Origin of the sequence: Microcoleus sp. POL10_C6, from assembly GCF_036701585.1 — a bacterium.
Lineage (GTDB): Bacteria > Cyanobacteriota > Cyanobacteriia > Cyanobacteriales > Microcoleaceae > Microcoleus.
On sequence record NZ_JAUBRB010000008.1, the window covers coordinates 144963 to 171528 of the forward strand.

A 26566-nucleotide genomic window follows, 5' to 3' on the forward strand; every position below is an offset into this window, starting at 1 on the left:
TAATCACGGAAACTTCGCCCGCCTCCTTAATCAGTTATTGCATTCAGCAATACCTCTGTCAGGGTCATTCCTTCAATATCATCCATCGTCACAGTATCAACGATATCGAATTTAGCCCCGGCGCTTTGCAGTTCGTCATCCAATATCTTGAGAAACTTAGTAGCTTCCGGCGCATTCCCTACTTGAATGAAAGAAATCGCCAACTCTTCATCTCGATCGAGCTTCCGGGAAGCCTCTATAATCGTTTTCATCACTTCTTTGCGATCGTCCGGTTCCCCGTCCGTCACCACTAATATTGTTTCCCCATTTTGCTTGGTCTTACCGGATGCTTTGCGCTGAAAAAAATTGTTCAGAGCGTCTTGCAGAACAGCAGCTAAATTGGTAGTCCCCGAAGGTTCGTTTTCTTGGAAAATTTGCACGACTTTAGCTGAGGTTACGTTGTCGTAGCGTTTGAAGCGACCGGAAAACACATAAACTGTTATGCCATCAGGATCAAGTTCTTCGCATTTATTCGCTAATGCGATCGTCGATTCTTGCATGAGCGCCCACCGAGTTTTACCGCCCATTTGGTCTTTTGTGTACATACTGCCACTTTTGTCAATAATGATGGTATAATCGCGGTTCTGAAGCATAAGATTTTTCCTGTTAATTAAGTTTTTCCCAAAAATATCAAAACCAGCGAGCAGAAGCTGTTGAGCTTTAGTTGCTCGCTGCGTTTTTTTAGTTGATTTGCGATCGCAAATACCGGAATTTAAGCTGCAACTAAAGCATCTTTAAGTGGCTTCCAGCTAAAAGCTCGATCGCCCCCCATCTCCACTGCTATTTTAACTCGCGGTTCTAACGTCGGCAAAACAGTCAAATACTCAATCTCCTGACTCGACAAAATCTGCCCTTCAATAATCCACAGCACCAGTCCTTTTGCTTTAGGTGGCAAATTGTCTAATTGAGTTTTCAACATCGGTGGCACGTAGTATGTATAACCCACAGCCGCTTCGTTGCCAGTAGTTTTCTTGCCCAAATGTGGCGGCCGCACGCCGTGAACCCCCGTTAAATACATCGCCAAATCACCCAAACCCCGCGCCGAAATCGTGTACCCACCGTAGCCCGCAGCCCTCAGCCTGCGGAGATAGCGCCCCTCAAATCCTCCCTCTAAAGGAACGTACAGGGCCAGCGACCCCGACTTTTCCAAATCCCGAATCAGATCAGATCCCGTCGTAATCAGTCCCATAAATTTGTGTTTCCTGCTGTATCAAAATTTGGTCGATCGCTGCTTGCGAGCTGGAAATATTATAAATCTTAAAGTTGAGCCTAAAAATTCTCATCCCGGCCTTGACAAACGGCAAACACTTCATGTACTATTGTGAATTGTCGCCGTAAAGGATACTGAGTGGTTTGCTGCTCAAGTCCTGGCACAAACAAGCAAGACCGAGACAAAACTCGGAGATCTAGCCGGTAAAAAGCCGCGAATCTCAACCCTTGCAAGACTTCCACAAGCTCGCTCCCAAATTTAAAACTCAAATTTTAAACACCGAGGAAGGCTGTTGGTTGATAACAGTTAATTGCAGGAACATTGAAATAAATGTTTCTGCACAAGAGCAAGCGGATTGACGTAAATTTCGCAATCCGAAACCTCTTGCGTAAATAAAAGGAAGAAAATCCGTGTCTGTAGGCATTCTTGGCACTAAACTAGGCATGACTCAAGTGTTTGACGCCGAAGGGAGAGCCATCCCCGTCACCGTCATACAAGCAGGGCCTTGTACAGTAACTCAAATCAAAACAAAACAAACTGACGGCTACGGTGCCGTTCAAGTTGGATACAACGAAGTCAAACCAAAGGCTCTCAACAAGCCAGAACTAGGACACCTTGCCAAGTCGGGGGCGAATCCATTGCGCCACTTGCAGGAATACCGATTGGAAGACACCAGTTCCTTTGAATTAGGTCAACAACTAAAAGCAGATACTTTTACACCGGGACAAATAGTAGATGTCATCGGTACCAGCATCGGTAAAGGTTTTGCAGGTTTTCAAAAGCGCCACAACTTTAAACGAGGCCCAATGTCTCACGGTTCCAAGAACCACCGCGAGCCTGGATCGATCGGACCTGGAACTACTCCCGGTCGCGTTTATCCTGGGAAAAGAATGGCAGGACGTATGGGCAACGTTCAAGTCACCGTCCGCAAACTAACAATTGTCCGGGTGGATACAGAGCATAATTTGCTGCTAATTAAGGGAGCAGTTCCCGGCAAAGCTGGCGCCTTAGTCAATGTTGTGCCTGAGAAAAAAGTAGGACGTTAGTCAGTAGTAAGTAGTCAGTAGTCAGCAGTCAGTAGATAGTGGTTGGCCGTTAGTAGCAAGCAATAACTAAGAACTAAAAGCTGAAAACTAAGAGCTGAAAACTAAGACCTGAGAACAGACAACAGACGACAGACAACAGACAACAGACAACTAACAACAGACAACTAACAAAAGACAAAGGACAAAAGATATGGTTAACTGTGTAGTGCGAAATTGGCAAGGTGAAGAAGTTGGAGAAACAACTTTAGAACTGCGCGTAGCCAAAGAAGAAAATGCGTCTCACATCGTTCACAGAGCATTGACGCGGCAACTGAATAACGCTCGTCAAGGAAATGCTTGCACCAAAACTCGATCGGAAGTCAGAGGCGGTGGCCGCAAACCTTGGCGTCAAAAAGGCACGGGTCGAGCCAGAGCAGGTTCTATCCGTTCTCCGCTGTGGCGGGGCGGCGGTGTCATCTTCGGGCCAAAACCGAGAGACTTTGAAGTCAAAATGAACAAAAAGGAACGCCGTCTCGCTTTGCGGACAGCATTCCAAAGTCGCACCGAAGACATCATTGTGGTTGAAGAATTTGCAGAGCAATTTCCGAGACCGAAAAGCAAAGAATTGCTGAGTGCGATCGCCCGCTGGGGCATCGAACCCGATACAAAAGTTCTGTTAATCTTGCCAGAACCGCAACCAAACGTCTACTTATCAGGACGCAACATCGAATTAGTAAACGTCATCTTGGCAACCTCCCTGAATGTTTACGACGTTCTCGCGGCTGACAAAATTATCGTCACATCTACAGCCATAGCTAAAATTCAGGAGATTTACGGTGAGTAAAATCGACCCCCGCGACTACGCAGATTTGATCCAGCGTCCGATTCTCACCGAGAAAGCTACCCGAATGATGGAATTAAATCAATTCACATTTGACGTAGCCCCCAAAGCGACGAAGCCTCAAATCAAAGCTGCAATCGAAGAACTATTTAAGGTCAAAGTCATCGGCGTCAACACCCAAAACCCGCCGCGTAAAAAGCGTCGAGTTGGCAAATTCGTCGGCTTTAAACCTTGTTACAAGCGAGCAACCGTAACTCTGACCGACGGAGACTCGATCCGCAAACTCCTATTCCCAGAAGTCTAGACGATTTTGGATTTTAGATTTTAGATTTTAGATTTTAAATTGCGGTTAACTGGTGGAAATTCTAGAACCAGAAAACTCGTAAGTTAACCAAACATCGCCAATCTTCAACCTAAAATCTAAAATCGATAAACGTCAAATCCAAAATCCAAAATCCAAAATCTAAAATAGATCGATTATGGGCATCCGTTCTTACCGACCTTATACCTCCAGCACCCGAGAACAAACCGTCTCGGACTTTGCTGAAATTACCAGATCAGAGCCAGAAAAGTCTCTAACCAGCAATAAGCACACCAAACAAGGCCGCAACAACCGAGGCGTCATCACCTGTCGCCACCGGGGAGGCGGTCACAAACGGCTGTATAGAGACATCGACTTCCGCCGCGACAAACACAGCATTCCCGCTACCGTCAAGGCGATCGAATACGACCCCAATCGCAACGCCCGCATCGCCCTCCTGTTCTACAAAGACGGCGAAAAACGGTACATCCTGCACCCGCTCAACTTAAACGTCGGTACAGTAATTGTCTCAGGCCCAGACGCGCCGATCGAAATCGGTAACGCCCTCCCCCTGAAGAACATTCCCCTCGGTACGAGCATCCACAACGTCGAGCTAGTACCCGGAAAAGGCGGACAAATCGTTCGCTCCGCCGGCTCCAGCGCTCAGCTAATGGCAAAAGAAGGTAGCTACGTCACCCTCAAACTGCCATCCGGCGAACAGCGCAAAGTCCGCGCCGACTGCTACGCCACCATCGGTCAAGTCGGCAACACCGACGCCAGAAACATCAGCCTGGGTAAAGCCGGCCGCACCCGCTGGAAAGGTCGCAGACCAACCGTTCGCGGTAGTGTCATGAACCCGGTAGACCACCCGCACGGCGGTGGCGAAGGCAGAGCTCCCATCGGACGTCCGGGGCCTGTCACTCCTTGGGGTAAACCAGCATTGGGTGCAAAAACTCGACGCAAAAACAAGCGCAGCGACGCTTTAATCGTCCGGCGCCGCCGCAAAGCTTCCAAGCGCGGCAAGGGCGGCAGACAAAGCTAGTCATCAGTCAGCAGTCTTCAGTGCTTAGTTATTAACTGCTAACTAATGACTGAGGACTGATGACCAATGACTGCTTAATTCTGACTAATGACTCCTGAATTACTAAAAAAATCATGTCTCGATCGCTAAAAAAAGGGCCTTTTGTCGCAGATGCTCTGATGACAAAAATCGAAAAACTCAACGCCGCCGGCCAAAAACAAGTAATTAAAACTTGGTCGCGATCTTCCACAATCCTGCCCCAAATGGTAGGTCACACGATCGCCGTTCACAACGGCAGACAGCACGTACCCGTCTACCTCACCGACCAAATGGTAGGTCACAAACTCGGAGAATTTTCCCCCACTCGCACCTTTAGAGGTCACGCGAAAAGTGGTGATAAAAAGGCGAAAAGATAGCCGAATTAGGTGACAGGTAATAGGTAGTAGGAAAAAAAATTACCAATTACCAATTACCTTTTGCCCAATTACCAATTACCAATTACCGAAATCGAAATGGCTATAGATACCACATCCGAAATTAAGGCGATCGCCCGTTACATCCGGACATCCCCCTTCAAAGTGCGCCGAGTCCTCGACCAAATTCGTGGCAAAAGCTACCAAGAAGCGCTGATTTTACTCGAATTCATGCCCTACCGCGCCTGCGAACCAATCGTCAAAGTTTTGCGATCGGCAGTAGCCAACGCCGAACACAACGCAGGATTGGATAAATCCAAGCTAGTAGTGTCTCAAGCTTACGCAGACCAAGGCCCAGTCCTCAAACGCTTTAGACCCCGCGCTCAAGGTCGCGCCTACCAAATTCGCAAGCCAACCTGTCACATTACCGTAGTAGTAGCTCCGCTCCTAGAAAACTAAACCAGGGAAAAACGTAATAGGTAATAAACAGCTTAAAGTTGAAAAATGGGTAATCACCAATTACCAATTACCAATTACCAATTACCAATTACCAATTAACTCATCAACTATTATGGGCCAAAAAATACATCCAATTGGTTTTCGCCTCGGCATTACCCAAGAGCACCGCTCTCGCTGGTTTGCCGATCCCAAAAACTATCCAGAACTCTTGCAAGAAGACTATAAAATTCGCAAGTACGTTCGTAAAACCCTCAGCAATGCTGGGATTTCCTCGGTCAGAATTGAGCGGAAAGCCGATCAAATCGACCTAGAAGTGTTCACCGCCAGACCAGGCGTTGTCGTAGGCCGCGGCGGAGCAGGCATCGAAACCTTGCGCGTCGGTTTGCAGCAGCAACTCGGTAGCAACCGCCAAATCCGCATCAACGTCGTCGAAGTCCAGCGAGTAGACGCCGATGCCACACTGATCGCGGAATACATCGCTCAGCAACTAGAACGGCGCGTATCCTTCCGCCGAGTCGTCCGCCAAGCTATCACCCGCGCCCAAAAAGTCGGCATCCAAGGCATCAAAATTCAAGTCAGTGGACGCCTCAACGGTGCAGAAATTGCCCGTACCGAATGGACACGGGAAGGAAGAGTCCCCTTGCACACGCTGCGGGCAGACATCGACTACTCCTACTGCACTGCTCAAACCATCTACGGTATTCTGGGCATTAAAGTTTGGGTTTTCAAAGGCGAAATTATTCCCGGACAGGAACAAGAGGCTGCACCAAATGCAGCAGTGCCCCGCACCAAACAAAAGCGCCGCCGCCAGAACTTTGAAGATCGATCGAACGAAGGCTAGCTAATTGTTAACTGTTAGTTGTCACTTGTTAATTGTCAGTTGTTCCAAACCAATTAGCAATTAGCAATCACCAATTACCAATTACCAATTACCAATTACCCAACTCCCTTTCGCCATGTTAAGCCCCAAAAGAACCAAATTCCGCAAACAACAGCGCGGGCGAATGAGCGGTATTGCCACCCGCGGCAATACAGTTAGCTTTGGCGACTTCGCGCTCCAAGCCGTCGAACCCGCCTGGATCACTTCTCGCCAAATAGAAGCCGGACGGCGCGCCATGACCCGCTATATCCGCCGGGGCGGCAAAATCTGGATTCGCATTTTTCCCGACAAACCAGTCACCCAGCGCGCAGCAGAAACCCGGATGGGTTCCGGTAAAGGTAATCCTGAGTTTTGGGTTGCTGTGGTCAAACCCGGCCGGGTAATGTTTGAAATTGGCGGCGTAAGTGAAGAAACTGCCCGCGAAGCAATGCGTTTGGCATCTTTCAAATTACCAATTAAAACCAAGTTCATCACTCGCGAAGAAGACCAGTCATAGCGAAGAGCGAAGGTAGAATTAGGTCTGTCTTAATCAGCATTTTAAACGGCTACAGCAATTTAAAATCTGGCTTTCATAACTTTTCTTTCCTTCGACCTTCAGCCAAGCGAGACAATTCTGTCTTCTGTCATACCGCTCGCTAACGAGAAAGCACACAATTATGTCTTTGACCAAGATTAAAGAAGCTAGAGAATTAAGCGATGCTGCCGTAGCAGAGCAAATTTTAGCCGTCAAGCGCCAACTAATGGAATTGCGGCTCCAGCAAGCTACCGGCCGCATGGAAAAGCCTCACCTGTTCAAGCACGCCAAACATCGGCTAGCTCAATTGATGACAGTTGAACGCGAGCGCCAAATCGTTGCTGAGAAAGAAGTGGCAGAAAAATTAGCCGCCGCATCTAAACAGGTAGCACAGCCTGCTGCAACCGCAGCAGTCAGCCAAGAGTCAGAAGCAGCCGAGCCGACGATCGCACAGTAGCTAAAAACAGTCAATTGCACAACAAAAATAGGTAGCTATGGCAATTAAAGAACGAGTTGGCGTAGTAGTCAGCGACAAGATGGATAAAACCGTCGTGGTAGCAATCGAAAACCGCTCCTCCCACACCAAATACGGCAAAATCGTAGTCCGCACCAAGCGGTACAAAGCTCATGACGAAGAAAATCAGTGCAAATCGGGCGATCGTGTCCGCATCACTGAAACTCGCCCACTGAGCAAAACCAAACGTTGGACGGTTGCTGAGATTTTCGGGACAAAAAACGGCTAACAGTTAATTGCGATCTCGCGCTCGCCCGATCGGTACTTGATTAATCAATTAGCCGTCAACAGTCAACAGTTAACAGTCAACAGTTAACAGTCAACAGTTAACAGTCAACAATCACCATGATTCAACCCCAGACATACCTCAATGTCGCCGACAATAGCGGAGCCCGCAAACTGATGTGCATCCGCGTATTGGGAGGCGGCAACCGTCGCTACGGCGGAGTCGGCGATGTCATCATTGCCGTCGTCAAAGACGCCATCCCCAATATGGCCGTCAAAAAATCCGATGTCGTTCGGGCTGTCATTGTCAGAACCCGCAAAGGTTTGCGCCGCGACAGTGGCATGAGCATTCGTTTTGACGATAACGCCGCCGTTATTATCAACGTAGACGGCAACCCCAAAGGCACTCGCGTCTTCGGCCCCGTCGCCCGCGAATTGCGCGACAAAAACTTTACTAAAATCGTTTCCTTAGCCCCGGAGGTACTTTAAAATGTACGGAAAAAAGGGTAAACCAACTAGCGAGCCGCAGCGCTACAGAATGCACGTCAAAGCAGGCGATACCGTGCAAATAATTACTGGCAAAGAGAAAGGAAAAGTCGGAGAAATCTTAAAGACATATCCTAAAGTCAGCAAAGTAATTGTTAAAGGTGTAAACATCAGAACAAAGCACGTCAAGCCCCAGCAAGAGGGAGAGTCCGGGAAAATACTCACATTTGAGGCTCCCATTCACAGCTCAAATGTCATGCACTATTCCGAAAAAGAAAAAATAGCTAGCCGCGTTTGCTATACATTTAGCGAAGATGGCCGGAAACTGCGACAGCTCAAAAAAACTGGAGAAATCCTCGATAATTAGTCATTAGTCATCAGTCATTAGTCATCAGTCATCAGTCATTAGACAAATGCTTTCCTGACAACAGTCAACGGACAACTGACAACGGACAACTGACAACGGACAACTGACTACTAATAATTCCCTGACCAAGCCCAGGGACAGTTAACGAAACACAAAAACTATGCCGGACAAACTCAAAGTTCTTTATCAAGGAAAAATCGTTCCCACACTGATGGATCAGTTTAAATATACTAATATCCATCAGGTGCCCAAACTGGTCAAAGTCACAGTGAACCGAGGTTTGGGAGAAGCATCTCAAAACGCTAAGGCACTGGATTCGTCGATCAACGAAATTAGCATCATCACCGGGCAAAAACCAGTGGTAACGCGGGCGAAAAAAGCGATCGCAGGCTTCAAAATCCGCAAAGGAGTACCCGTCGGCGTTATGGTGACGCTGCGCGGCGATCGGATGTACGATTTTCTCGATCGGCTGATCAACCTCGCACTCCCCCGAATTCGCGACTTCCGCGGCATCAGCCCCAAAAGCTTCGACGGGCGCGGCAACTACAGCTTGGGTCTGAGAGAACAGCTAATTTTTCCAGAAATAGAATATGACCGCATCGATCAAATTCGAGGCATGGACATTTCAATTATCACCACAGCAAACACCGACGAAGAAGGACGCGCCTTGCTTAAAGAAATGGGAATGCCGTTCCGGGACAACTAAGCACTAGAGTAAGAAGCAAAAGATGGCAGCTAACGATACCATAGCAGATATGTTGACGCGCATTCGCAATTCTTGCATGGCGCGCCACCAAACAACGCAAATTCCAGCTACAAAAATGACCCGCAGCATCGCCCAAGTCCTCAAAAGTGAAGGCTTTATCAGCGAATTTGAAGAAGCAGAACCAGAAGGGATCAAGCGACATTTAGTGCTTTCTCTAAAGTACAAAGGTAAAACTCGCAAGCCCATTATCACGGCACTTAAGCGAGTCAGCAAACCAGGACTGCGCGTTTACTCGAACCGTAAAGAATTGCCCAGAGTATTAGGCGGAATTGGCATAGCCATTATTTCCACCTCCAGTGGCATTATGACGGATAGAGAAGCTCGACGCCAAGGTTTGGGCGGTGAAGTGCTTTGTTATGTTTGGTAGTCATTAGTCATTAGTCATTAGTCACTGGTCGTTGGCAAGAGACTCAAAAATCAATAACTAAGGACTAATAACTAAGCACTAATAATCAAGGACTAATAACTAAAAACAAAGGACAAAAAAACTATGTCGCGAATTGGCAAGCGTCCGATTAGCATCCCCACGAAAGTCACCGTCACCCTAGACGGCCAAAAAGTAGCCGTCAAAGGGCCCAAAGGTGAACTTTCCCGAGTGATTCCAGCCGAAATCCTCATGGGAATTGAAGGCGAGACTTTACTCGTTACCCGCCGAGACGAATCTCGCGTCGCCAGACAACTGCACGGATTGTGCCGTACCCTAGTCGCCAACATGGTCGAAGGTGTATCTCAAGGTTTTCAGCGGCGTCTCGAAATTATCGGCACAGGTTATCGGGCACAGGTTCAAGGACGGAACCTGATTTTAAACGTCGGTTACAGCAAACCCGTTGAAATGCCCCCTCCCGAAGGCATCACAATGGCAGTTGAAGGCAACACCAACGTCATTGTCTCCGGCATTGACAAAGAACTCGTAGGCAATACAGCAGCCCGCATCCGCGCGGTGCGTCCGCCCGAAGTCTACAAGGGCAAAGGCATTCGCTACAGCGGCGAAGTCGTCCGGCGCAAAGCTGGTAAAACAGGCAAAACAGGTAAGAAGTAACAATGAAGCTTACTCGCAAAGAATCAGTCCAGCGCAGACACCGCCGTGTTCGGCGCAAGGTGTTCGGCACCTCCGAACGTCCCAGACTAGCGGTATTTCGCTCAGATCAGCACATCTACGCTCAAGTAATCGACGACACCGCCCAGCACACTTTGGCCGCCGCGTCAACCCTCGATCCCGAATTGAAGTCAACTCTCAGTTCTGGCGGCAACTGTTCCGCGAGCGTGCAAGTCGGTCAGTTGATTGCCAAACGCTGTTCCAGCGCTGGCATAGTCAAAGTCGTATTCGATCGGGGGGGCAACCTCTATCACGGTCGTGTCAAAGCCCTCGCAGAAGCAGCTCGCGAAGCGGGGTTAGACTTCTAGAGGGGGTAATGGGTAGCGGGTAATGAGTAATTAAAAAGTAAAAAGTCAAAAGTTGAAAGTTAAAAGGCAAAATCCAGATTTCTTCTATTTTTACTTTTTACTCAAACAATTACCACTTGCCGATCGCCTTTCACCAATTACTAATTCCCACAGGACAAAACTATGGCAGAACAAAAAGAACAGCGCAACAAGAAAAAAAGCAGCAGCAACAACAAAGGGCGCGAAAAAGAATCCGAATGGCAAGAACGGGTTGTTCAGATTCGGCGCGTTACCAAAGTAGTCAAAGGTGGTAAAAAACTCAGCTTCCGCGCCATAGTCATTATTGGCAACGAACGCGGTCAAGTTGGAGTAGGAGTCGGAAAAGCGAGCGACGTAATCGGTGCCGTTAAAAAAGGCGTCGCTGACGGCAAAAAGCACCTAATTGAAGTCCCCCTCACCAAATCTAACTCCATCCCTCACCCCATCAACGGTGACGGTGGCGGAGCTAAAGTGATGATGCGGCCGGCCGCTCCGGGAACCGGGGTAATTGCAGGGGGAGCAGTGCGAACAGTTCTCGAACTAGCAGGAGTCCGCAACATCTTAGCCAAACAGCTAGGTTCCGGAAATCCCTTAAACAACGCCCGAGCAGCAGTCAATGCCCTCTCCACCCTCCGCACCTTGTCCGAAGTTGCTCAAGAGCGCGGAATTCCAGTAGAAAATCTCTACGGTTAGGGCACGCGAGAATGGGAAACTGTAAGTTTTGAGTGTTAAGTGCTTGCGGTGAAAATAAAAAAATCCGCAACTTAAAACTCACGCACTCAAAACTACTGCGTACCCCCTCTCTAAATACCAATTACCAATTACCAATTACTAAAACTATGAGATTGCAAGACGCCCGACCCAAAGCAGGCTCCCAAAAGCGCCCCCGACGCTTGGGCAGAGGTATTTCTGCCGGTCAAGGCGCGAGCTCCGGCAAAGGGATGCGCGGTCAAAAATCTAGAGCCGGTAGCGGCACTAGACCCGGTTTTGAAGGAGGTCAAAATCCTCTCTACCGCCGTCTCCCCAAGTTGAAAAGCTTCCCTCTAGTGAACCGGAAAGAGTACACTACCATTAATGTGAGTAAATTAGCATCGCTGCCAGCAAACACCGAAGTTACTCTCACCTCTCTGATCCAAGCAAAAATTGTCACCACAGACGACGGGCCGCTGAAAATCTTAGGAGATGGCGAACTGAATGTACCTTTGCAAGTGCGCGCCTCGGCTTTTACCGCAGGTGCTCGCACCAAAATTGAAGCTGCAGGCGGAAGTTGCGAATTAGTTGCGTGAAGATTTGAGGTTTGAGAGTCTGTCCAAATCTCAAATCCTCAAGCTTGCTATCAGAAAATGATTTAGTCGAAAATCCCAAATCTAAAATCCAAAATCGTAACTATGGACGTTAGTAGAGAGAAAGCGCCAACTGCACAAGAGACGTTCATGCAGATGGCTCAAGCTGCTGGTTTGCGAGGCCGCATCCTCGTAACAGTTGGTTTACTGATTTTAGTACGCCTGGGTGTCCACTTGCCAGTCCCCGGCATCGATCGAGTCGCCTTTGCCCAAAACGTCCAAAATAGCCCTTTAATTGGCTTTCTGGACTTGTTTTCAGGAGGCGGCTTGTCAGCGTTGGGGATTTTCGCGTTGGGGATTTTGCCCTACATTAATGCTTCAATTATTGTGCAACTTCTAACTGCGGCTCTGCCAAGCTTAGAAGACTTGCAGAAAAATGAAGGAGAAGCAGGGCGACGCAAAATTTCTCAAATTACTCGCTACGTTTCATTGGGCTGGGCAATTCTGCAAAGTATTGGCATTGCGATTTGGGTCAGCCCTTTTGCTCAATCTCCAGCGCCTTTATTCATAGCACAAACTGCTTTGGCTCTGACAGCCGGCTCAATGTTTGTGATGTGGATATCGGAAGTGGTGACGGAACGAGGTATCGGGAACGGAGCGTCGCTCCTGATTTTTATCAATATTGTGTCGGTATTGCCCCGCTCTTTGGGACAAACTTTTGAATTGGCTCAAAGCGGGGACACGCAAGTTGTCGGCCGCGTAGTCGTTCTGCTGCTGGTCTTTTTGGTAACGATTGTTGGGATTGTTTTTGTTCAGGAAGGTACTCGCCGCATTCCGATTATTTCGGCACGTCGCCAAGTCGGCCGCAAAGTTTATCGGGAGAGCCGGAGTTATCTGCCCCTGCGCTTGAATCAAGGTGGAGTGATGCCGATTATTTTTGCATCTTCGGTCTTGATTGTGCCTTCTTTCCTCGCTCAGTCTCTCAATAACCCGTTTTTGGTTCAAGTTGCTAATGTTTTGAGTCCGAACGGCCCTGCCCCTTGGGCTTACGCGCTGTTTTATCTAACTTTGATTCTGTTCTTCAGCTATTTCTACGCTTCGTTGATTGTCAACCCCGTAGATATGTCTCAGAACTTGAAGAAAATGGGCGCTAGCATTCCTGGAATTCGTCCGGGTCAGAAAACGAGTGATTATGTGGAGAAGGTTTTGAACCGTTTGACTTTCTTGGGAGCGATATTTCTCGGTCTGGTGGCCATTGTACCAACTGCTGTAGAAAGCGCGATCGGTGTGCAAACTTTTAGAGGTTTTGGCGCAACTTCCCTACTGATTCTAGTAGGTGTGGCGATCGAAACTGCTAAGCAAATTCAAACTTACGTCATCTCCCAGCGATATGAAGGAATGGTGAAGTAATCGCAATGAAATTGATTTTTATGGGGCCTCCAGGGGCGGGAAAAGGAACTCAGGCTCAGATATTAGCCGCTCACTGGAAAATACCCCACATTTCTACGGGCGATATCCTGCGCGCCTGCGTGGTTGCCAAAACTGCCCTGGGTCTAAAGGCGAAAGCCTACATGGATGCTGGTGAGTTGGTTCCCGACGAGTTATTGATGGATATCGTGCAAGAACGCATGAATCAACCAGATGCTAGTGCTGGTTGGATTCTGGACGGCTTTCCGCGCACTGTGGCACAGGCAGCGTTTTTTGACAAACTCCTTTGTGATGTTAGGGGTGCTGGGGGAAGTACGTCTGGTAAGGACTGCGATCTCAGAGCTGTCAATTTGGAGGTGCCTGACAACATTTTGGTGGCACGCCTGCTGTCGCGGGGCCGCCTCGATGACAATGAGGAGACGATCCGCCGCAGGTTGCAAGTTTATCGCGAGCAAACTGAGCCTTTGATTGAGTTTTACAGCGCCCGCCAACAGTTAGTTGCGGTTGATGGCGATCGCGACATGGAATTAATCACCGCAGAACTGCAGCAAGCTCTCTCGATCGACTCTTGAACCCTCTCAAGACAGCTTGTTACTCACAAGCTTTTGCTAAGATATGTTAACTAGGAGCTTTTTGTGCTATCAGGTTTTGTGAGGGTTGCTAGAGACCGGATTGAACTCGATACTAATTGCCAGAACTTTACTCAAGTAAAGCCAAAGTGAGCGGTTAATTGAGTCTTTAAGTTGATCGAGTCGCCCTAATTATTGCCCCCCGTTCCCGTTTGACTCCTACCAGTAAATAGGTTTTGAGGCCAACGCCGGGACACTCCTAGTTAATCAAATGTAGAGTTGAGGTAAATACCAAATTGTCTAAGCAAGATTTAATTGAAATGGAAGGGACAGTGACGGAATCCCTGCCCAATGCGATGTTTCGCGTTGACCTAGATAATGGGTTTAACGTGCTGGCTCACATTTCCGGCAAGATCCGCCGCAACTACATCAAAATTCTGCCTGGCGATCGCGTCAAAGTCGAATTGACTCCCTATGACTTGACCAAAGGCAGGATTACTTATCGCCTTCGGAAAAAATAGGCTTAGATAAAACTTTCTAAAAACTAATTCTAAGTTTAATTAGAGAGAATTTGGTAAAAAGCTTCAAATTTATGCTATAATGCTACGTTTGTAGTGTTGCCGAGAAGGGCGTCAACAACCCACCGGTGTACCGGGTTAAGTCATTGTTACACCGTAAAAGTATCGCTCGCCAACACTTTGGCGCAGGCGAACTTTACCCAGCAATGGGAGTGGGTGCAAGCGGGCTCCTTCATGAAACAACCCGCACTTTATACAATTTAATCGAGGAGAGGCCTACACCTTGCCCAGCCTCTCCTCCCACCGCTCTACGGGCAGTCCCAGCGTGCCTGTTCTCCGCTAGAGCGGGGTTCTCCAGGCAGGAAGAAAGATGAAAGTTCGAGCATCTGTCAAAAAAATTTGTGAGAAATGTCGCGTCATCCGCCGTCGCGGTCGAGTGATGGTGATATGCACTAACCCGAAACACAAACAGCGCCAAGGTTAGAAAAAAGCAAGATTGGGCAATGCACGCAGGTGCATCCTAATTGAACATTGTAGCCAAACAGGAAAACTAGGGAGACAAAAAGTGTGGCACGGATTGCCGGGGTAGACCTTCCACGCGATAAGCGCGTCGAAATAGGTCTGACATACATTTACGGAATAGGCTTGTCGCGGGCCCAAAAAATTATCGCTGCAACAGGCGTAAATCCTGACACTCGCGTCAAGGATTTAACAGAGGCCGACGTGACAGCTCTGCGGGCTCATGTAGAAACAACATACCAAATCGAAGGAGACCTCCGGCGCTGGGAGTCAATGAACATCAAGCGCCTGATGGACATCGGAACTTATCGCGGTCGGCGTCACCGTTTGGGTCTGCCGGTGCGGGGACAACGAACCCGTACCAACGCCAGAACCCGTCGTGGCGTCCGCCGAACAGTTGCGGGCAAGAAAAAGGCACCTTCCAAGAAGTAACATCTTTTTGGGAAAAATACGCTGGGGGCTGCTGGCTCCTAGCGCTTCGGGACATTAGTTGAGAGAAACGTTAAAGAGACTAATATGGCGCGACAACAAACAGGCAAGAAATCTGGTGCAAAAAAGCAGAAACGGAATGTACCCAATGGGGTAGGCTACATCCAGTCTACCTTTAACAACACGATAGTAACTATTACCGACCTCAACGGCGAAGTGATATCCTGGGCATCGGCAGGTTCCAGCGGTTTTAAAGGAGCTAAAAAGGGAACTCCCTTTGCAGCTCAAACAGCAGCAGAAAGTGCTGCCCGCAGAGCCAACGACCAAGGAATGCGCCAAATAGAAGTAATGGTGAGCGGGCCTGGAGCAGGTAGAGAAACTGCAATCCGGGCGCTGCAAGGGGCGGGACTGGAAATCACCCTGATTAGAGATGTTACCCCAATTCCTCACAACGGCTGTCGCCCTCCCAAGCGGCGTAGAGTCTAAAACGATTTGAGATTTTAGATTTTAGATTTTGGATAATGGCTAACTGCTTAAAGTCAAAAACTAATGGTTCTAACTGTTGCCCCGTCCATCCAAAATCCGAAATCCGTTCAGGGGTATGCTCTGCAATCTAAAATCCAAAATCAAAAATCCAAAGTGGAAAAGGGAGGTCACTCCGTGGCGCAGTTTCAAATTGAATGTATAGAGTCTAACACTGACAAAGACCGCAGTCAGTACGGAAAATTTGTCCTGGAACCGCTCGATCGCGGTCAGGGAACAACTGTTGGGAATGCGCTGAGGCGAGTTCTGCTGTCAAACTTAGAAGGAACGGCAGTAACTTCAGTCCGAATCGCGGGCGTCAATCACGAGTTTGCCACGATCGAAGGGGTACGTGAGGATGTTCTAGAAATTCTCCTGAACATGAAAGAGGTGGTCCTCAAAACTCATTCTCAGCAGCCGCAAATCGGCAGGTTGCGGATTGAGGGGCCTGTAACAGTTACGGCCGATCGATTCGATTTGCCCTCAGAGGTGGAATTGATCGATCGATCCCAGTACATTGCAACTCTCTCCCCAGGTTCAGTTCTGGAAATGGAATTCAGAATTGAAAAAGGCATCGGATACAGAGCAGTAGACCGCAGTCGGGATGATGGATCGGCTTTGGATTTTCTCCAAATTGACGCCATATTTATGCCGATTCGCCGAGTCAACTACAGCGTTGAAGATGCTCGGGTAGGCGGTACGGTCGAAAAAGACCGGCTGATTATGGAAATCTGGACTGATGGCAGCGTCACTCCTCAAGAAGCTTTGAGTCAATCTGCCAACATCCTGGTAGATTTATTTGCACCTCTCAAAGACATCACCCAAGATTCTCTCAAACCAGAGTATCCAGGTGAAGCCGATCCTACTAGCCAAATTCCGATCGAAGAATTGCAGTTGTCCGTCCGGGCTTACAACTGTCTCAAGCGGGCTCAGATCAACTCAGTTGCAGACTTATTGGATTATACCCAAGAAGACTTGCTCGAGATCAAGAATTTCGGGCAGAAGTCCGCAGAAGAAGTGATTGAAGCTTTACAAAAACGCTTGGGCATTACCTTGCCACAGGAAAAATCAGCTAAAAGTTAATCAACGGGTAACGGGTAAAAAAGTTCTGAATTTTAAGTAGGTGAGTTTTTAAGTTAAAGAATTCACCGCTCAAAACTCGCGGACTATCCCGGCACCCAATTACCAATTACCAATTACCAACTGCTATGCGTCACCGCTGTCGCGTTCCCCAACTCAGCAAACCGGCTGACCAGCGCCGCGCCCTACTGCGCTCGCTGACCACCGAATTAATCCGCCACGGTAAAATCACTACCACTCTAGCCCGCGCCAAAGCGCTACGCTCAGAGGCGGACAGGATGATTACCCTGGCCAAAGATGGCTCATTGGCCGCTCGCCGCCAAGCTATGGGCTATATCTACGATAAACAGTTAGTACACGCCCTGTTTGAGGCGGCACAAGAACGGTACGGATCGCGCAACGGCGGCTACACCCGCGTCGTGCGAACAGTCCCCCGTCAGGGAGACAATTCCGAAATGGCGATCGTTGAACTGGTTTAATTCAATTTTGGGTTGGAGATTTGTGATTTATGACTGACAATCCAAAATCCCCAATCGAAAATCCCCAATCGATACAGCGCGTTGCTCTAGTAATCCAATACCTCGGCACTAACTTTCACGGTTGGCAGCGACAGCCGAACCAGCGTACAGTACAAGAAGAAATTGAAACAGCAATATCGACTGTTCTGGAACGCCCGGTAACGCTGCACGCTGCTGGGAGAACCGATGCGGGAGTTCACGCCGCTGCTCAAGTAGCGCATTTTGATGCCCACGGCCCAATTCCGGCTCACCGCTGGGCAAGCGTTCTCAACTCTCGACTGGCAAAAGATATTTTAATTCGAGCTTCGGCAAAGGTGGAACCTACCTGGCACGCTCGGTTCTCAGCCAGTTGGCGGCGCTATCGCTACACCCTTTATACAGACCCGACCCCTAATTTGTTTGTGCGTCCTTTTGCTTGGCACTGCTATCACGCCCCTGTGGATGAATCTTTGATTCAGACAGCTTTGACACCGCTCATCGGGCGGCATCACCTGGCTGCTTTCCACCGCGCGGGATCTGCCCGCCCCCATTCCTGGGTGGACGTGCAAGCGGCCGAGTGTCAGCGTTCTGGGCCTCTTATCTATATTGAGGTTCAGGCGAGCGGGTTTCTGTACGGGATGATGCGGCTGCTGGTGGGGTTGCTGGTGCAGGTGGGTCGCGGGGAAAGGCCGATCGACAATTTCACAGATATCTGGGTCAACGAACGCCGAGAAATGGTAAAATATGCCGCTCCCGCTCAAGGTTTGTGCCTGCTGCGGGTTGGCTATTCAGAATTTCCCTTCCCCCCAGATGTGTGGTACGACACTCAGCCAAAATTAGTCATTAGTCATTAGTCATTAGTCATTAGTCATTAGTCATTAGGTAACTACTAATAAAAAACTAAGGACAACTAACAATTAAAAACTGACAACTGACAACTGACAACTGACAACTAACAACAGTTAACAGTTAATAGACAACTAACAACAAACAATGAACAAAACTTACGTCCCTACTCAAGACTCCCTAGAGCACAAGTGGTACGTGGTCGATGCCGCCGACCAGCGGCTGGGCCGTCTGGCAACTGAAGTTGCCATGTACCTCCGGGGGAAACACAAACCGACTTACACCCCTTCTATGGATACCGGCGACTTCGTAATAGTCATCAATGCTGACAAAATCGCTGTTACTGGCAAAAAACGCACCCAGAAAATCTACCGCCGCCATTCTGGAAGACCGGGCGGCATGAAAACAGAAACTTTTGCCAAATTGCAAGCACGTTTGCCCGAAAGAATTGTCGAAGAAGCGATACGAGGAATGCTGCCTCACACTTCTCTTGGCAGACAATTGTTTACTAAACTGAAGGTGTACGCTGGCCCCAACCACCCGCACCAAGCTCAAAAACCAGAAGAATTAATTGTTCACACGATTCCGGGAGGAAATGAGTAATGCAAGCAACAGATACATCCGGTCGCGCTGTGTACTGGGGTACCGGCCGCCGCAAGTGTTCCGTAGCGCGGGTGCGCTTGGTTCCCGGCACTGGCATACTGACAGTCAATGGTAAAGAGGGGGATTTGTACCTGCAATTCAACCCTACTTATTTGGCTCTGGCTAAGGCCCCTCTGGAAACTTTGGGTCTGGAAAATGAGTACGACATTTTGGTGAAAGTCGAAGGCGGTGGCTTAACAGGTCAGGCTGACTCGATTCGCTTGGGTGTCGCTAGAGCACTTTGTCAATTAGACCCGGACAACCGCAAGCCTCTGAAGACTGAGGGCTATTTGACTCGCGACCCGCGGGCAAAAGAACGGAAAAAGTACGGTTTGCGGAAAGCTCGCAAAGCTCCTCAATACTCGAAGCGGTAATCGAGGGAAGAAGGAAGAAGGAAGAAGGAAGAAGGAAGAAGGAAAAGGCAAAAATTATCTATCCAGATTTTATCGGCCTTTTTTTGAAGTTTATTTCCCATTCCTGATTCCTGGTTCCAACAGATATAAGGCAAAATTCGTGCAGTTGTTGGTGTACAAGTCCTGCGGCAGCTAAAATGGTTGTAAAGTCAAAAACTAGAGAGTAAAAACAATGGCAAAAGATGGCATTCACCCTGAGTGGTATCCCGAATCTCAGGTTTATTGCAACGGGGAACTTGTGATGACTGTGGGCTCAACTAGACCAAAGCTTCAAGTTGATGTCTGGTCGGGAAATCATCCTTTTTATACTGGCACTCAGAAGATTATTGATACTGAAGGTCGTGTGGAGCGCTTTATGCGGAAATACGGCATGACCGAGGTAGAAATGCCGAAGGCAGATGCTTCCTCTGGACCGCTGAAAATGGAAGATCCGAAAGCAGATGCTGCTAAGGCTGCTGGTAAAGGCAAAAAGAAGAAGTAGCCGGATTGTCATTTGTCCGCTGTTTGTTGAGAGTAGTTCTTTCTACTGGCAACTTACCGCCCTCGGATTTTAGATTTTAGATTGAAGACTTCGCTATGCAGGCAGTAGAGTTTGATCGCGTAGAGTTTGATCGACATTCTATCCTAACTGCTCTTGAGTTCTAAAATCTAAAATCTAAAATCTAAAATCTAAAATCGATCCGCCCTCGGATGGGAGAGTTTAGATCGAAGACTTCGCTATGCAGGCAGTTGAGTTCTATCGAGATTCTATCCCAACTGTTCTTCAAATCTAAAATCTAAAATCTAAAATCTAAAATCTAAAATCGATTGACAAAGGACAACTGACAATGGCTGAATCTTATTTGCTGGATAAATTGAAGTCGGTAGAGCAAACTTTTAATGAGTTGACTCGCCGCATGGCTGACCCGGATGTGGCTAGGGACAATCAAGAGTTTCAACGGGTAGCGAAAGCTCGATCGTCCTTGGAGGAAGTGGTCGATACTTTTGCTTTGTGGAAAACCACTCAGGAAGATTTAGTAGGTGCCCGACAGGTTCTCAAGGAAGCCGCGGGCGATCGAGATATGCAAGAAATGGCTGCGCTGGAAGTTCAGGAACTTGAGGCGAGGCTGGAGAGTTTGGAAAGTCGTTTGAAGGTTTTGCTGCTCCCCCGCGACCCGAACGATGACAAGAATATTATGCTGGAAATTCGGGCGGGTACGGGCGGAGATGAGGCTAGTATTTGGGCGGGAGATTTGCTGCGGCTGTATTCGCGCTACGCTCAAACTCAAGGCTGGGTGGTGAAGTTGGTGAGCGAGTCGCTGGCGGAAATGGGCGGGTTTAAAGAGGTGATTCTGGAAGTTACAGGCGACAGCGTTTACAGCAAGCTGAAGTTTGAGGCTGGGGTACACCGGGTGCAGCGGGTGCCGGTGACTGAGGCTGGCGGCCGGGTGCATACTTCGACGGCGACGGTGGCTGTGATGCCGGAGGTTGATGATGTGGAGATTCACATCGATCCAAAGGATATTGAGATGAGCACGGCTCGATCGGGCGGGGCTGGCGGTCAAAATGTGAACAAGGTGGAAACTGCTGCGGATTTGTTTCACAAGCCGACGGGAATTCGGATTTTCTGTACTGAGGAGCGCAGTCAGTTGCAGAATAAGGAGCGGGCGATGCAGATTTTGCGGGCTAAGCTCTATGAGATGAAGTTGCGGGAGCAGCAGGATGAGGTGAAGTCACGGCGTTTGGCTCAGGTTGGTACTGGTTCGCGATCGGAGAAGATTCGCACTTACAACTATAAGGACAATCGGGCTACGGACCACCGTTTGGGGGAGAATTTCTCGCTCAATAGTGTTTTGGAAGGGGATATTGAGGGGATTATTCAAACTTGCATTTCTCAGGATCAGCAGGAACGTTTGGCTGAGTTGGCTGCTTCTACTAATTGATGGAGTGATGGGGGGCTAGGCGCATTGTTTGCTCAGCCTCAGTTCCCTTGTTACGCGGGAGATCTGGTTGAGTAGGGCTTCCCAAATTGCATCGGCGATTGCCACTGGATATTTGAAATGTTCGAGGTCGTATTGTACAATGACTTCTAGGGGTGCTAGGATTTGCTGGTTTCGACAACTGGCAATTGCTGCGTTCGCCTCTTGTTCCCATCTGGCAAATAGTCTGTAGCTGAAAAAGGAACTGCATTTTTGTCCTTTCTTGTTCAGGTAAACGACTATTACTTGATGTTGTTTGGGGTAAACTTTGACTATGTGTTTTACGGGCATTCTCAGGGCTTCGGCTGCTTCTATTTTGGAGATTTGCCAGCGCTGGGGTTTTAGCCAACCGGAGGCTGTGAGGCTTTGACGGGTGTGGCTGGGCTTGTGAGTTTTTTGAGTCCGTCTCTTGGTCATTGCTATTTCTCCTAAATCCGTTTTCATTAAAATTAAAAAATTCAATCTAATTAAAAGAATATCTGTTAAATCTTTTCCTGTCAAGCAAGACAGGTAAATTTGTTGGTACACAAGTAAACTAGGAATTGTGGTTATCTCGTGGCTGATACCGTGGACGCAGAAGCTAAGAAAAAACTGAGTGAGGTTGTTAAATTAGCGCGGGGCTCGATGAGTCTGACTGCTTTTGGCAAGCTGTTGGGAGTTTCTGCTGCTTCTGTCTTGTATTGGGAAAAGGGGCAGGTAATTCCAGATACGAAAAATTTGACTCAGATTGCGACAAGAGCAGGCTTTACGATGGAAGAGCTCATGGCTCACCTCGAAGGCAAGCCGGTGCAGGAACCTCTGGATACCAACGAGCTGCTTAAGAAAATCCAATGTATGCCACTGAGTGACTTAGCAGTGATTGTTCGAGCTGGTATGGAGCGACTGGCTGCTGCTGCTGTAGCTTCTGGGAAGTATGGTTGATCTGGTACAAATCCCGATCGCCCTTAAAAATTTCCACCACTCGTGCATATCACAAACCGAGGAATTTGTCAAGGTCAAATCTACTTTGTTACGGAGTGCGATCACCCTTATCGACTGACGCACTCCGACAAAGAAACCTGGTTTTTTACCGAATCTGCGGGATACAACGAAGTATTATCCTAAAAAACCCGGTTTCTGGGCCCCTATGCGATCGCCCTTATCAGAAAACCACTCGCCCTATCCCTGACTCAATATGTCTAAAAACTCTTGGACAATGCGATCGGATGTTTAACTTTATACCGATGTTCAAGCTGCAAATTTTAATTTTTATGGTGCTGCCCGATCGGCGATCGATACAATGATAGATATCCTAAATCTGTGTAGACGATGAACGTTATTCTTGCCATACCAGAAGAGCTGCAAACCTATATTGAGGCTCAAATTCAGGCAGGGGCTTATGCCAGTGCGGTAGAGTATTTTCTACATTTGGTGCAGCAAGATCGCCAGCGAAAACAGGCGCAAGCCAAACTAGAAGGTTTACTGCAAGAGGGTTTAGACTCGGATGGGGAACCCGTTACGGCTGCGTACTGGCAGAATTTGCGGGAATCGGTTTTGGGTGGCGATTCACAACCAGTATGAGCGATCGATTAATTGTCAAAAATCGTGCCACGCAGGATCTCAGACAACAGGCAAACTATATTCTGGTCAATGGAAATGCTCGTGCCCCCGTGCGATTTCTGGAGTTAGCCGAAGCCACTTTTGCCCAATTAGCCACGATACCGGGAATGGGAAAAGTCGTGCGATTGGTTTCTTTTGGAGTTTAGACTCAGCAGGTCAAAAAGTGCGCTCGCTGTGAGACTGACGAACTTTTATCAAGAACGGCAACGGTCGCTGGCGACAAGCTATCAGGTTCAACCATAAGATAGATGCCAGCGACCGTTGACGTTCTCTTTGACTGCCAACAAGAGAAAAAAACTGTCTGCGATAGTTTCAACAGACAGCGTAAGGGTAGAAGATTGAGAATTCAGCAAAAAATCTCAAATCTACCTGCAAGGAAGTTTGAACAATTATACGAATTTCGTCAACTTGCTTATGAATACCTTGGCAACGCTAAAGATGCCACCTTTGAACTGGCAGATGCCGTAATGACGACGCGCCACGTCTCATGTTTAGGAGATTTTGCTCTCAGTCCTTTATTTCGGCGTGAGTGGTCGAGTGTCTATGAAGCTATGCAAGATTGTAGACCAGACCCAGAAAAATTGATGCAACTATACATCCAACAGATGTCAGAAGTGGAACGCCCAGTATTGGTGATCGATCATACAGCATGGTTGAGACCCTATGCACCTACCCTCAAAGAGCGTACTTACGAACATCAACCCACCGCTTTGCCTTACGGCATACCTGTCGGTATCGGTCAGGGATATAGTACGCTCGCGTGGATACCTTCGAGCATCGGCAGTTGGGCACTTCCTTTGAGACACGAACGTATTATACCATTTTTTTAAAGATGTGATAGAGATAAAGAATGTAAAATCCAAGACCATCCGGTGAGAAAACCAATGACGCGAGCGGTGAAAGATGCCAAAATTTCCTGGACTTTTGTGCGGAGTTCGTCAAGATTACTAAACACCGACTTTCGCTAAAGAATCTTTGAGATATTCCCACACTCTTTCTGTGGGATTTACTTCGGGACAAGCCGGAGGCTGAAATAGTAAAATAACATTGTCTGGTAATTCAGATGAGCCTAAATTATGAGCGGGTGCGTTATCAACTTGAATGATGTGTCATTCCGCAGGATATTGTCTTGACAAAAGTTGTAAATATGCTTCAAAACAAACTTTGTCTAAATGCGAAAACTCCCAAAAAAAACTTTTTCCATTAGCGATCAATACGGCTCCATACAGCCAAAAGCACTCAAACTTCCATTGATGCTTTCCGATTGGCTTTACGCCTGAAAGCGTCAGCTTACGCCGACGAATTGTATGCAGCCCTAAACGAGTTTCATCACGCTCACCAATAATTGACTTTTTTATATTTGTTTACTTGAGGTAAAGCTTTGTCTAGTAAAGCTTTTATCTGTTGATGTAAGTTATTTTTAAATTAATTAATTGCCGTAGATTTCTGAGAAATACTGCGAGGTCTGGGAATTTTTAATTTACTTTTTAATTCACCCCTAACTAAAGAATATACAGCCTGGTAACTACTGGCTATTCCTTTAATCAACCAGAGCCAGAGATGAACTTCTTGGTAACTCCGAAATCCTTCGGGGTCTCTCAACTCTTGTTGCAAGGTCGCTGCTATTTCAACTGAAAACTTTTTTGGGCGGCCAAAAACCTGCCGAGTTTTTAACAAATTTTCCAGACCGCCCTCTTTATATTGAGAGAGCCAGCGATGAATTGTTGCCTCACTTTTACCTAAAAGTGCGGATACTTCCCGCACAGTTTTTACTTGTTTTGACTGAAATAAATAAAGCATTTGAACTTTGTTATAAGCTAGGATTCTTTTTTGCTGTTTGAGGATTTCTCGTAAATTTTCTACAGATTCGGTAATCTTTATATGAGGACGACCAGACATTGTAATTGTCTCCTTTACTTTTAACACAAGTCTATCACATCTTTAAAAAAATGGTATTACGAGTTGGGAAAATCCGATCGCTAAAGGTGCTGAACAATTGGCACAAGTGTGTCAAAAGCTTCAACATCGACCAATCGCTTTATTTGATAGCGAGTATGGATGTGCCCAAGAGTGTAAAAGCCTGGTTGACTGACAAAAGTCAGTCAAGATCGGGATAAAAGCTGACCCAGACTGGATTAAAGAGAAAAAGAGGGATAAACTGTTTTTAACCAAAAAACCAGTATGAATCGAAATGATCGATCGCCCCTCTCATCTTCATCATAAACTAATGAAATTCGCAGGTCAATACAGTCAGTGGTCAGATTTAAGACATCTAGGAGTGATGTGTTGGATGATGGTTGGTTTGATTGTAGAAGGCAAGGTAAATCTAACCAAATGGCTCGACCATGTTTGCACCAAAGCACAAATAGCCCAAAGCACACAACGAAGATTGTCTCGATGGGTAAATAATCCTCGCATCAACCCAGCAAAACTTTATAGTCCTGTAGTGAAGGCCTCCTTTGCCAACTGGAAAGACTCAGAAATTTATCTGAGTTTTGATACCAGTATGTTATGGGATAAATATTGCATAATTCGGATCTGTGTTGTACATTTGGGCAGAGCGATTCCGGTGGGCTGGCGAGTACTCAAACACAAAAGTAGTAGTGTCAAAATCGATACTTATCAGGACCTCCTCAAGCGTGTCTCTAGGCTCCTACCAGTCGATGTCAAAGTCATTCTCTTGGCTGACAGGGGGTTTGCCAATGCCGAATTAGTCCGTTATGTCAGAAAATTAGGCTGGCACTGTCGAATCCGGATTAAAGGCAATTTTTGGCTGCGTCATCCACGGCAGGGGTGGCAGCGAGTGAGTCAATTTCCGGTAGCCATCGGCGAGGCAAAACTGATCCACAACGTTCAAATTCACAAATGTAACTCGCTCACAGATGTCCATCTAGCAATTGCGTGGGAATCTACGAATGGTGAACACTGGTACATTATTAGTACTGAACCTACTAATCTCCAAACTTTTCGGGAATATGGCCAACGCTTTACCATTGAGGAAAATTTTCTGGATGATAAATCCTCTGGATTCAATCTCGAAGACTCTAAACTCCGTTCCGCTCCAGCTCTTTCTCGACTGTGCTTGGTGTTAGCGATGACTACTTTGTTCTTGACTGCTCAAGGTGTTGAAGTTGTCATTTTAGGTCAGCGTCGCTGTGTAGAGCCACATTGGTATCGGGGTGCTAGCTACTTGAAAATTGGCTGGAGTTGGGTCAAACAAGCTCTGAACAAGGGCTGGAATTTAATTTCTGTTATCTCTTTTTCTACTAATATTGACCCCGAACCAGTCAAGGCTTCTCGTTTACAACATCAGCAAAGAACTTACCGAATTGAGTTTCAAGCTACCACTGTAGTTTGGGCTAATTAAACTTTTGTCAGTCAATCAGGTTCTTTACCCGTAGATGCTAAAGCGGAATGGTCGCGCTATTCGCCAACATTGGAGTATTGAAAATCAAGAACATGGGGTTTTAGATGTCACTTTCAATGAAGATCTATGTCGCATTCGGTCGTTGAATAGCCCTCGGAACTGGACTGTGATCAGACGGATGTCCCTGAATGCTGTCAATCAAGAAACCACTCTCAAGCGTAGCTTGCGACAGAAAAGGAAACGGGCTGCAATGAATGATGAATACATCATGCTTCTTCTCAAATCCTTTTGTCAAGACTGATTGAGATGCTCTTACCCTGTTCAGCAAGCCCTAGTTAGGGCTTGCTGAATATATCGATGGCACTTGACGTAGCCTGGGTTATGCGCTCGCGAGAGCGAGGGTAAAGTGCAAA

At 47.6% G+C, this 26566-nt stretch carries 39 protein-coding genes and 1 pseudogene; 36 read left to right on the plus strand and 4 right to left on the minus strand.

Annotated elements, in window-relative coordinates; all coding sequences use genetic code 11:
- Window positions 1–26: 26 nt before the first annotated feature.
- Together QUA34_RS06960 and QUA34_RS06965 are read right to left on the minus strand one after the other, a co-directional pair.
- Window positions 27–632, minus strand: a complete 606-nt coding sequence (locus tag QUA34_RS06960) for a VWA domain-containing protein (protein WP_333290962.1) — start codon at window positions 630–632, stop codon at window positions 27–29.
- A gap of 119 nt (window positions 633–751) precedes the next feature.
- Window positions 752–1228 (minus strand): NAD(P)H-quinone oxidoreductase subunit N, encoded by a 477-nt coding sequence (locus QUA34_RS06965; protein ID WP_333082093.1) that lies wholly within the window; start codon window positions 1226–1228, stop codon window positions 752–754.
- A gap of 431 nt (window positions 1229–1659) precedes the next feature.
- Here QUA34_RS06965 and rplC point away from each other — a divergent pair, with 431 nt between their 5' ends.
- The 31 genes from rplC (at window position 1660) to prfA (ending at window position 21151) form a co-directional block, all read left to right on the plus strand.
- The gene (gene rplC / locus QUA34_RS06970) at window positions 1660–2295 is read left to right on the plus strand and encodes a 50S ribosomal protein L3 (protein WP_333290964.1); all 636 of its coding nucleotides are present in this window, start codon (window positions 1660–1662) and stop codon (window positions 2293–2295) included.
- 190 nt (window positions 2296–2485) lie between these two features.
- A complete protein-coding gene (gene rplD, locus QUA34_RS06975) occupies window positions 2486–3118 on the plus strand; it encodes a 50S ribosomal protein L4 (protein ID WP_190657994.1) in 633 nt (210 codons plus the stop codon).
- A complete protein-coding gene (locus tag QUA34_RS06980; protein WP_006634999.1) occupies window positions 3111–3419 on the plus strand; it encodes a 50S ribosomal protein L23 in 309 nt (102 codons plus the stop codon). The genes rplD and QUA34_RS06980 overlap by 8 nt, the downstream gene beginning before the upstream one ends.
- Before the next feature lie 175 nt (window positions 3420–3594).
- Window positions 3595–4458, plus strand: a complete 864-nt coding sequence (gene rplB / locus QUA34_RS06985) for a 50S ribosomal protein L2 (RefSeq protein WP_333057787.1) — start codon at window positions 3595–3597, stop codon at window positions 4456–4458.
- 113 nt (window positions 4459–4571) lie between these two features.
- Window positions 4572–4853, plus strand: coding sequence for a 30S ribosomal protein S19 (gene rpsS / locus QUA34_RS06990; protein ID WP_006634997.1), 282 nt, complete (start codon window positions 4572–4574; stop codon window positions 4851–4853).
- 96 nt (window positions 4854–4949) lie between these two features.
- Window positions 4950–5309 carry a 50S ribosomal protein L22 gene (rplV, locus tag QUA34_RS06995; RefSeq protein WP_015178707.1) on the plus strand — a complete coding sequence of 120 codons (360 nt, stop codon included), beginning with the start codon at window positions 4950–4952 and terminating at the stop codon, window positions 5307–5309.
- A 112-nt stretch (window positions 5310–5421) separates the two neighbouring features.
- Entirely contained in the window at window positions 5422–6150 is a 729-nt protein-coding gene (rpsC, locus tag QUA34_RS07000) for a 30S ribosomal protein S3 (RefSeq protein ID WP_242719701.1), read from the plus strand.
- Window positions 6151–6265: 115 nt separating this feature from the next.
- On the plus strand, window positions 6266–6685 hold the full coding sequence (gene rplP, locus QUA34_RS07005; RefSeq protein ID WP_333082091.1) for a 50S ribosomal protein L16: 420 nt from the start codon (window positions 6266–6268) through the stop codon (window positions 6683–6685).
- Between the two features lie 160 nt (window positions 6686–6845).
- Window positions 6846–7160: a 50S ribosomal protein L29 gene (rpmC, locus tag QUA34_RS07010; protein WP_333385187.1), complete on the plus strand. Its 315-nt coding sequence runs from the start codon at window positions 6846–6848 to the stop codon at window positions 7158–7160.
- A gap of 37 nt (window positions 7161–7197) precedes the next feature.
- Window positions 7198–7446 carry a 30S ribosomal protein S17 gene (gene rpsQ / locus QUA34_RS07015; RefSeq protein WP_006634992.1) on the plus strand — a complete coding sequence of 83 codons (249 nt, stop codon included), beginning with the start codon at window positions 7198–7200 and terminating at the stop codon, window positions 7444–7446.
- Between the two features lie 116 nt (window positions 7447–7562).
- Complete coding sequence (rplN, locus tag QUA34_RS07020; protein ID WP_006634991.1) at window positions 7563–7931, plus strand: 50S ribosomal protein L14; 369 nt, start codon at window positions 7563–7565, stop codon at window positions 7929–7931.
- A gap of 1 nt (window position 7932) precedes the next feature.
- Window positions 7933–8295 (plus strand): 50S ribosomal protein L24, encoded by a 363-nt coding sequence (gene rplX / locus QUA34_RS07025; protein WP_333212630.1) that lies wholly within the window; start codon window positions 7933–7935, stop codon window positions 8293–8295.
- Between the two features lie 160 nt (window positions 8296–8455).
- The gene (gene rplE / locus QUA34_RS07030; RefSeq protein ID WP_333082089.1) at window positions 8456–9001 is read left to right on the plus strand and encodes a 50S ribosomal protein L5; all 546 of its coding nucleotides are present in this window, start codon (window positions 8456–8458) and stop codon (window positions 8999–9001) included.
- Between the two features lie 22 nt (window positions 9002–9023).
- The gene (gene rpsH, locus QUA34_RS07035) at window positions 9024–9428 is read left to right on the plus strand and encodes a 30S ribosomal protein S8 (RefSeq protein WP_332978141.1); all 405 of its coding nucleotides are present in this window, start codon (window positions 9024–9026) and stop codon (window positions 9426–9428) included.
- Between the two features lie 123 nt (window positions 9429–9551).
- Window positions 9552–10100, plus strand: coding sequence for a 50S ribosomal protein L6 (rplF, locus tag QUA34_RS07040; RefSeq protein WP_333039622.1), 549 nt, complete (start codon window positions 9552–9554; stop codon window positions 10098–10100).
- A 2-nt stretch (window positions 10101–10102) separates the two neighbouring features.
- Window positions 10103–10465 carry a 50S ribosomal protein L18 gene (rplR, locus tag QUA34_RS07045; protein WP_333101803.1) on the plus strand — a complete coding sequence of 121 codons (363 nt, stop codon included), beginning with the start codon at window positions 10103–10105 and terminating at the stop codon, window positions 10463–10465.
- 162 nt (window positions 10466–10627) lie between these two features.
- A complete protein-coding gene (gene rpsE / locus QUA34_RS07050; protein ID WP_190745441.1) occupies window positions 10628–11176 on the plus strand; it encodes a 30S ribosomal protein S5 in 549 nt (182 codons plus the stop codon).
- Between the two features lie 146 nt (window positions 11177–11322).
- Complete coding sequence (gene rplO, locus QUA34_RS07055; RefSeq protein ID WP_006634984.1) at window positions 11323–11769, plus strand: 50S ribosomal protein L15; 447 nt, start codon at window positions 11323–11325, stop codon at window positions 11767–11769.
- A 102-nt stretch (window positions 11770–11871) separates the two neighbouring features.
- Window positions 11872–13176: a preprotein translocase subunit SecY gene (secY, locus tag QUA34_RS07060; protein ID WP_333082087.1), complete on the plus strand. Its 1305-nt coding sequence runs from the start codon at window positions 11872–11874 to the stop codon at window positions 13174–13176.
- Window positions 13177–13181: 5 nt separating this feature from the next.
- Window positions 13182–13766, plus strand: coding sequence for an adenylate kinase (locus QUA34_RS07065; protein WP_333322845.1), 585 nt, complete (start codon window positions 13182–13184; stop codon window positions 13764–13766).
- A gap of 293 nt (window positions 13767–14059) precedes the next feature.
- Window positions 14060–14284, plus strand: a complete 225-nt coding sequence (gene infA / locus QUA34_RS07070; RefSeq protein WP_006276978.1) for a translation initiation factor IF-1 — start codon at window positions 14060–14062, stop codon at window positions 14282–14284.
- Between the two features lie 367 nt (window positions 14285–14651).
- Window positions 14652–14765: a 50S ribosomal protein L36 gene (gene rpmJ, locus QUA34_RS07075; RefSeq protein ID WP_015178722.1), complete on the plus strand. Its 114-nt coding sequence runs from the start codon at window positions 14652–14654 to the stop codon at window positions 14763–14765.
- 83 nt (window positions 14766–14848) lie between these two features.
- Window positions 14849–15232, plus strand: a complete 384-nt coding sequence (rpsM, locus tag QUA34_RS07080) for a 30S ribosomal protein S13 (protein ID WP_006634981.1) — start codon at window positions 14849–14851, stop codon at window positions 15230–15232.
- 84 nt (window positions 15233–15316) lie between these two features.
- Entirely contained in the window at window positions 15317–15715 is a 399-nt protein-coding gene (gene rpsK / locus QUA34_RS07085; protein WP_006634980.1) for a 30S ribosomal protein S11, read from the plus strand.
- Window positions 15716–15889: 174 nt separating this feature from the next.
- On the plus strand, window positions 15890–16834 hold the full coding sequence (locus QUA34_RS07090; protein WP_202798589.1) for a DNA-directed RNA polymerase subunit alpha: 945 nt from the start codon (window positions 15890–15892) through the stop codon (window positions 16832–16834).
- A gap of 125 nt (window positions 16835–16959) precedes the next feature.
- Window positions 16960–17310: a 50S ribosomal protein L17 gene (rplQ, locus tag QUA34_RS07095; protein ID WP_242719721.1), complete on the plus strand. Its 351-nt coding sequence runs from the start codon at window positions 16960–16962 to the stop codon at window positions 17308–17310.
- A gap of 29 nt (window positions 17311–17339) precedes the next feature.
- Window positions 17340–18182: a tRNA pseudouridine(38-40) synthase TruA gene (gene truA, locus QUA34_RS07100; RefSeq protein ID WP_190745434.1), complete on the plus strand. Its 843-nt coding sequence runs from the start codon at window positions 17340–17342 to the stop codon at window positions 18180–18182.
- Window positions 18183–18321: 139 nt separating this feature from the next.
- Window positions 18322–18777 (plus strand): 50S ribosomal protein L13, encoded by a 456-nt coding sequence (rplM, locus tag QUA34_RS07105; protein WP_015178725.1) that lies wholly within the window; start codon window positions 18322–18324, stop codon window positions 18775–18777.
- Window positions 18777–19190 carry a 30S ribosomal protein S9 gene (gene rpsI / locus QUA34_RS07110; protein WP_194067224.1) on the plus strand — a complete coding sequence of 138 codons (414 nt, stop codon included), beginning with the start codon at window positions 18777–18779 and terminating at the stop codon, window positions 19188–19190. The genes rplM and rpsI overlap by 1 nt, the downstream gene beginning before the upstream one ends.
- A 211-nt stretch (window positions 19191–19401) precedes the next feature.
- Complete coding sequence (gene rpmE, locus QUA34_RS07115; protein WP_333059812.1) at window positions 19402–19710, plus strand: 50S ribosomal protein L31; 309 nt, start codon at window positions 19402–19404, stop codon at window positions 19708–19710.
- Window positions 19711–20056: 346 nt separating this feature from the next.
- On the plus strand, window positions 20057–21151 hold the full coding sequence (prfA, locus tag QUA34_RS07120) for a peptide chain release factor 1 (RefSeq protein ID WP_333385192.1): 1095 nt from the start codon (window positions 20057–20059) through the stop codon (window positions 21149–21151).
- 15 nt (window positions 21152–21166) lie between these two features.
- Here the strand turns inward: prfA and QUA34_RS07125 are convergent, their stop codons facing one another.
- Window positions 21167–21604, minus strand: a complete 438-nt coding sequence (locus QUA34_RS07125; RefSeq protein WP_333322843.1) for a hypothetical protein — start codon at window positions 21602–21604, stop codon at window positions 21167–21169.
- A gap of 138 nt (window positions 21605–21742) precedes the next feature.
- Here QUA34_RS07125 and QUA34_RS07130 point away from each other — a divergent pair, with 138 nt between their 5' ends.
- The 4 genes from QUA34_RS07130 (at window position 21743) to QUA34_RS07145 (ending at window position 23616) form a co-directional block, all read left to right on the plus strand.
- Window positions 21743–22108 (plus strand): helix-turn-helix transcriptional regulator, encoded by a 366-nt coding sequence (locus QUA34_RS07130; protein ID WP_333121186.1) that lies wholly within the window; start codon window positions 21743–21745, stop codon window positions 22106–22108.
- A 387-nt stretch (window positions 22109–22495) separates the two neighbouring features.
- Window positions 22496–22747, plus strand: coding sequence for a hypothetical protein (locus QUA34_RS07135; protein WP_333322840.1), 252 nt, complete (start codon window positions 22496–22498; stop codon window positions 22745–22747).
- Window positions 22744–22932, plus strand: a complete 189-nt coding sequence (locus QUA34_RS07140) for a type II toxin-antitoxin system RelE/ParE family toxin (protein WP_333322839.1) — start codon at window positions 22744–22746, stop codon at window positions 22930–22932. Before QUA34_RS07135 ends, QUA34_RS07140 begins: the two co-directional genes overlap by 4 nt.
- A gap of 102 nt (window positions 22933–23034) precedes the next feature.
- The gene (locus QUA34_RS07145; protein WP_333322838.1) at window positions 23035–23616 is read left to right on the plus strand and encodes a hypothetical protein; all 582 of its coding nucleotides are present in this window, start codon (window positions 23035–23037) and stop codon (window positions 23614–23616) included.
- Here the strand turns inward: QUA34_RS07145 and QUA34_RS07150 are convergent.
- Window positions 23613–24685, minus strand: a pseudogene (locus tag QUA34_RS07150) (IS630 family transposase). The gene QUA34_RS07145 and the pseudogene QUA34_RS07150 overlap by 4 nt on opposite strands.
- Window positions 24686–25013: 328 nt before the next feature.
- Here QUA34_RS07150 and QUA34_RS07155 point away from each other — a divergent pair.
- Window positions 25014–26153 carry a transposase gene (locus QUA34_RS07155; RefSeq protein WP_333322837.1) on the plus strand — a complete coding sequence of 380 codons (1140 nt, stop codon included), beginning with the start codon at window positions 25014–25016 and terminating at the stop codon, window positions 26151–26153.
- The last annotated feature ends 413 nt before the right edge of the window (window positions 26154–26566 follow it).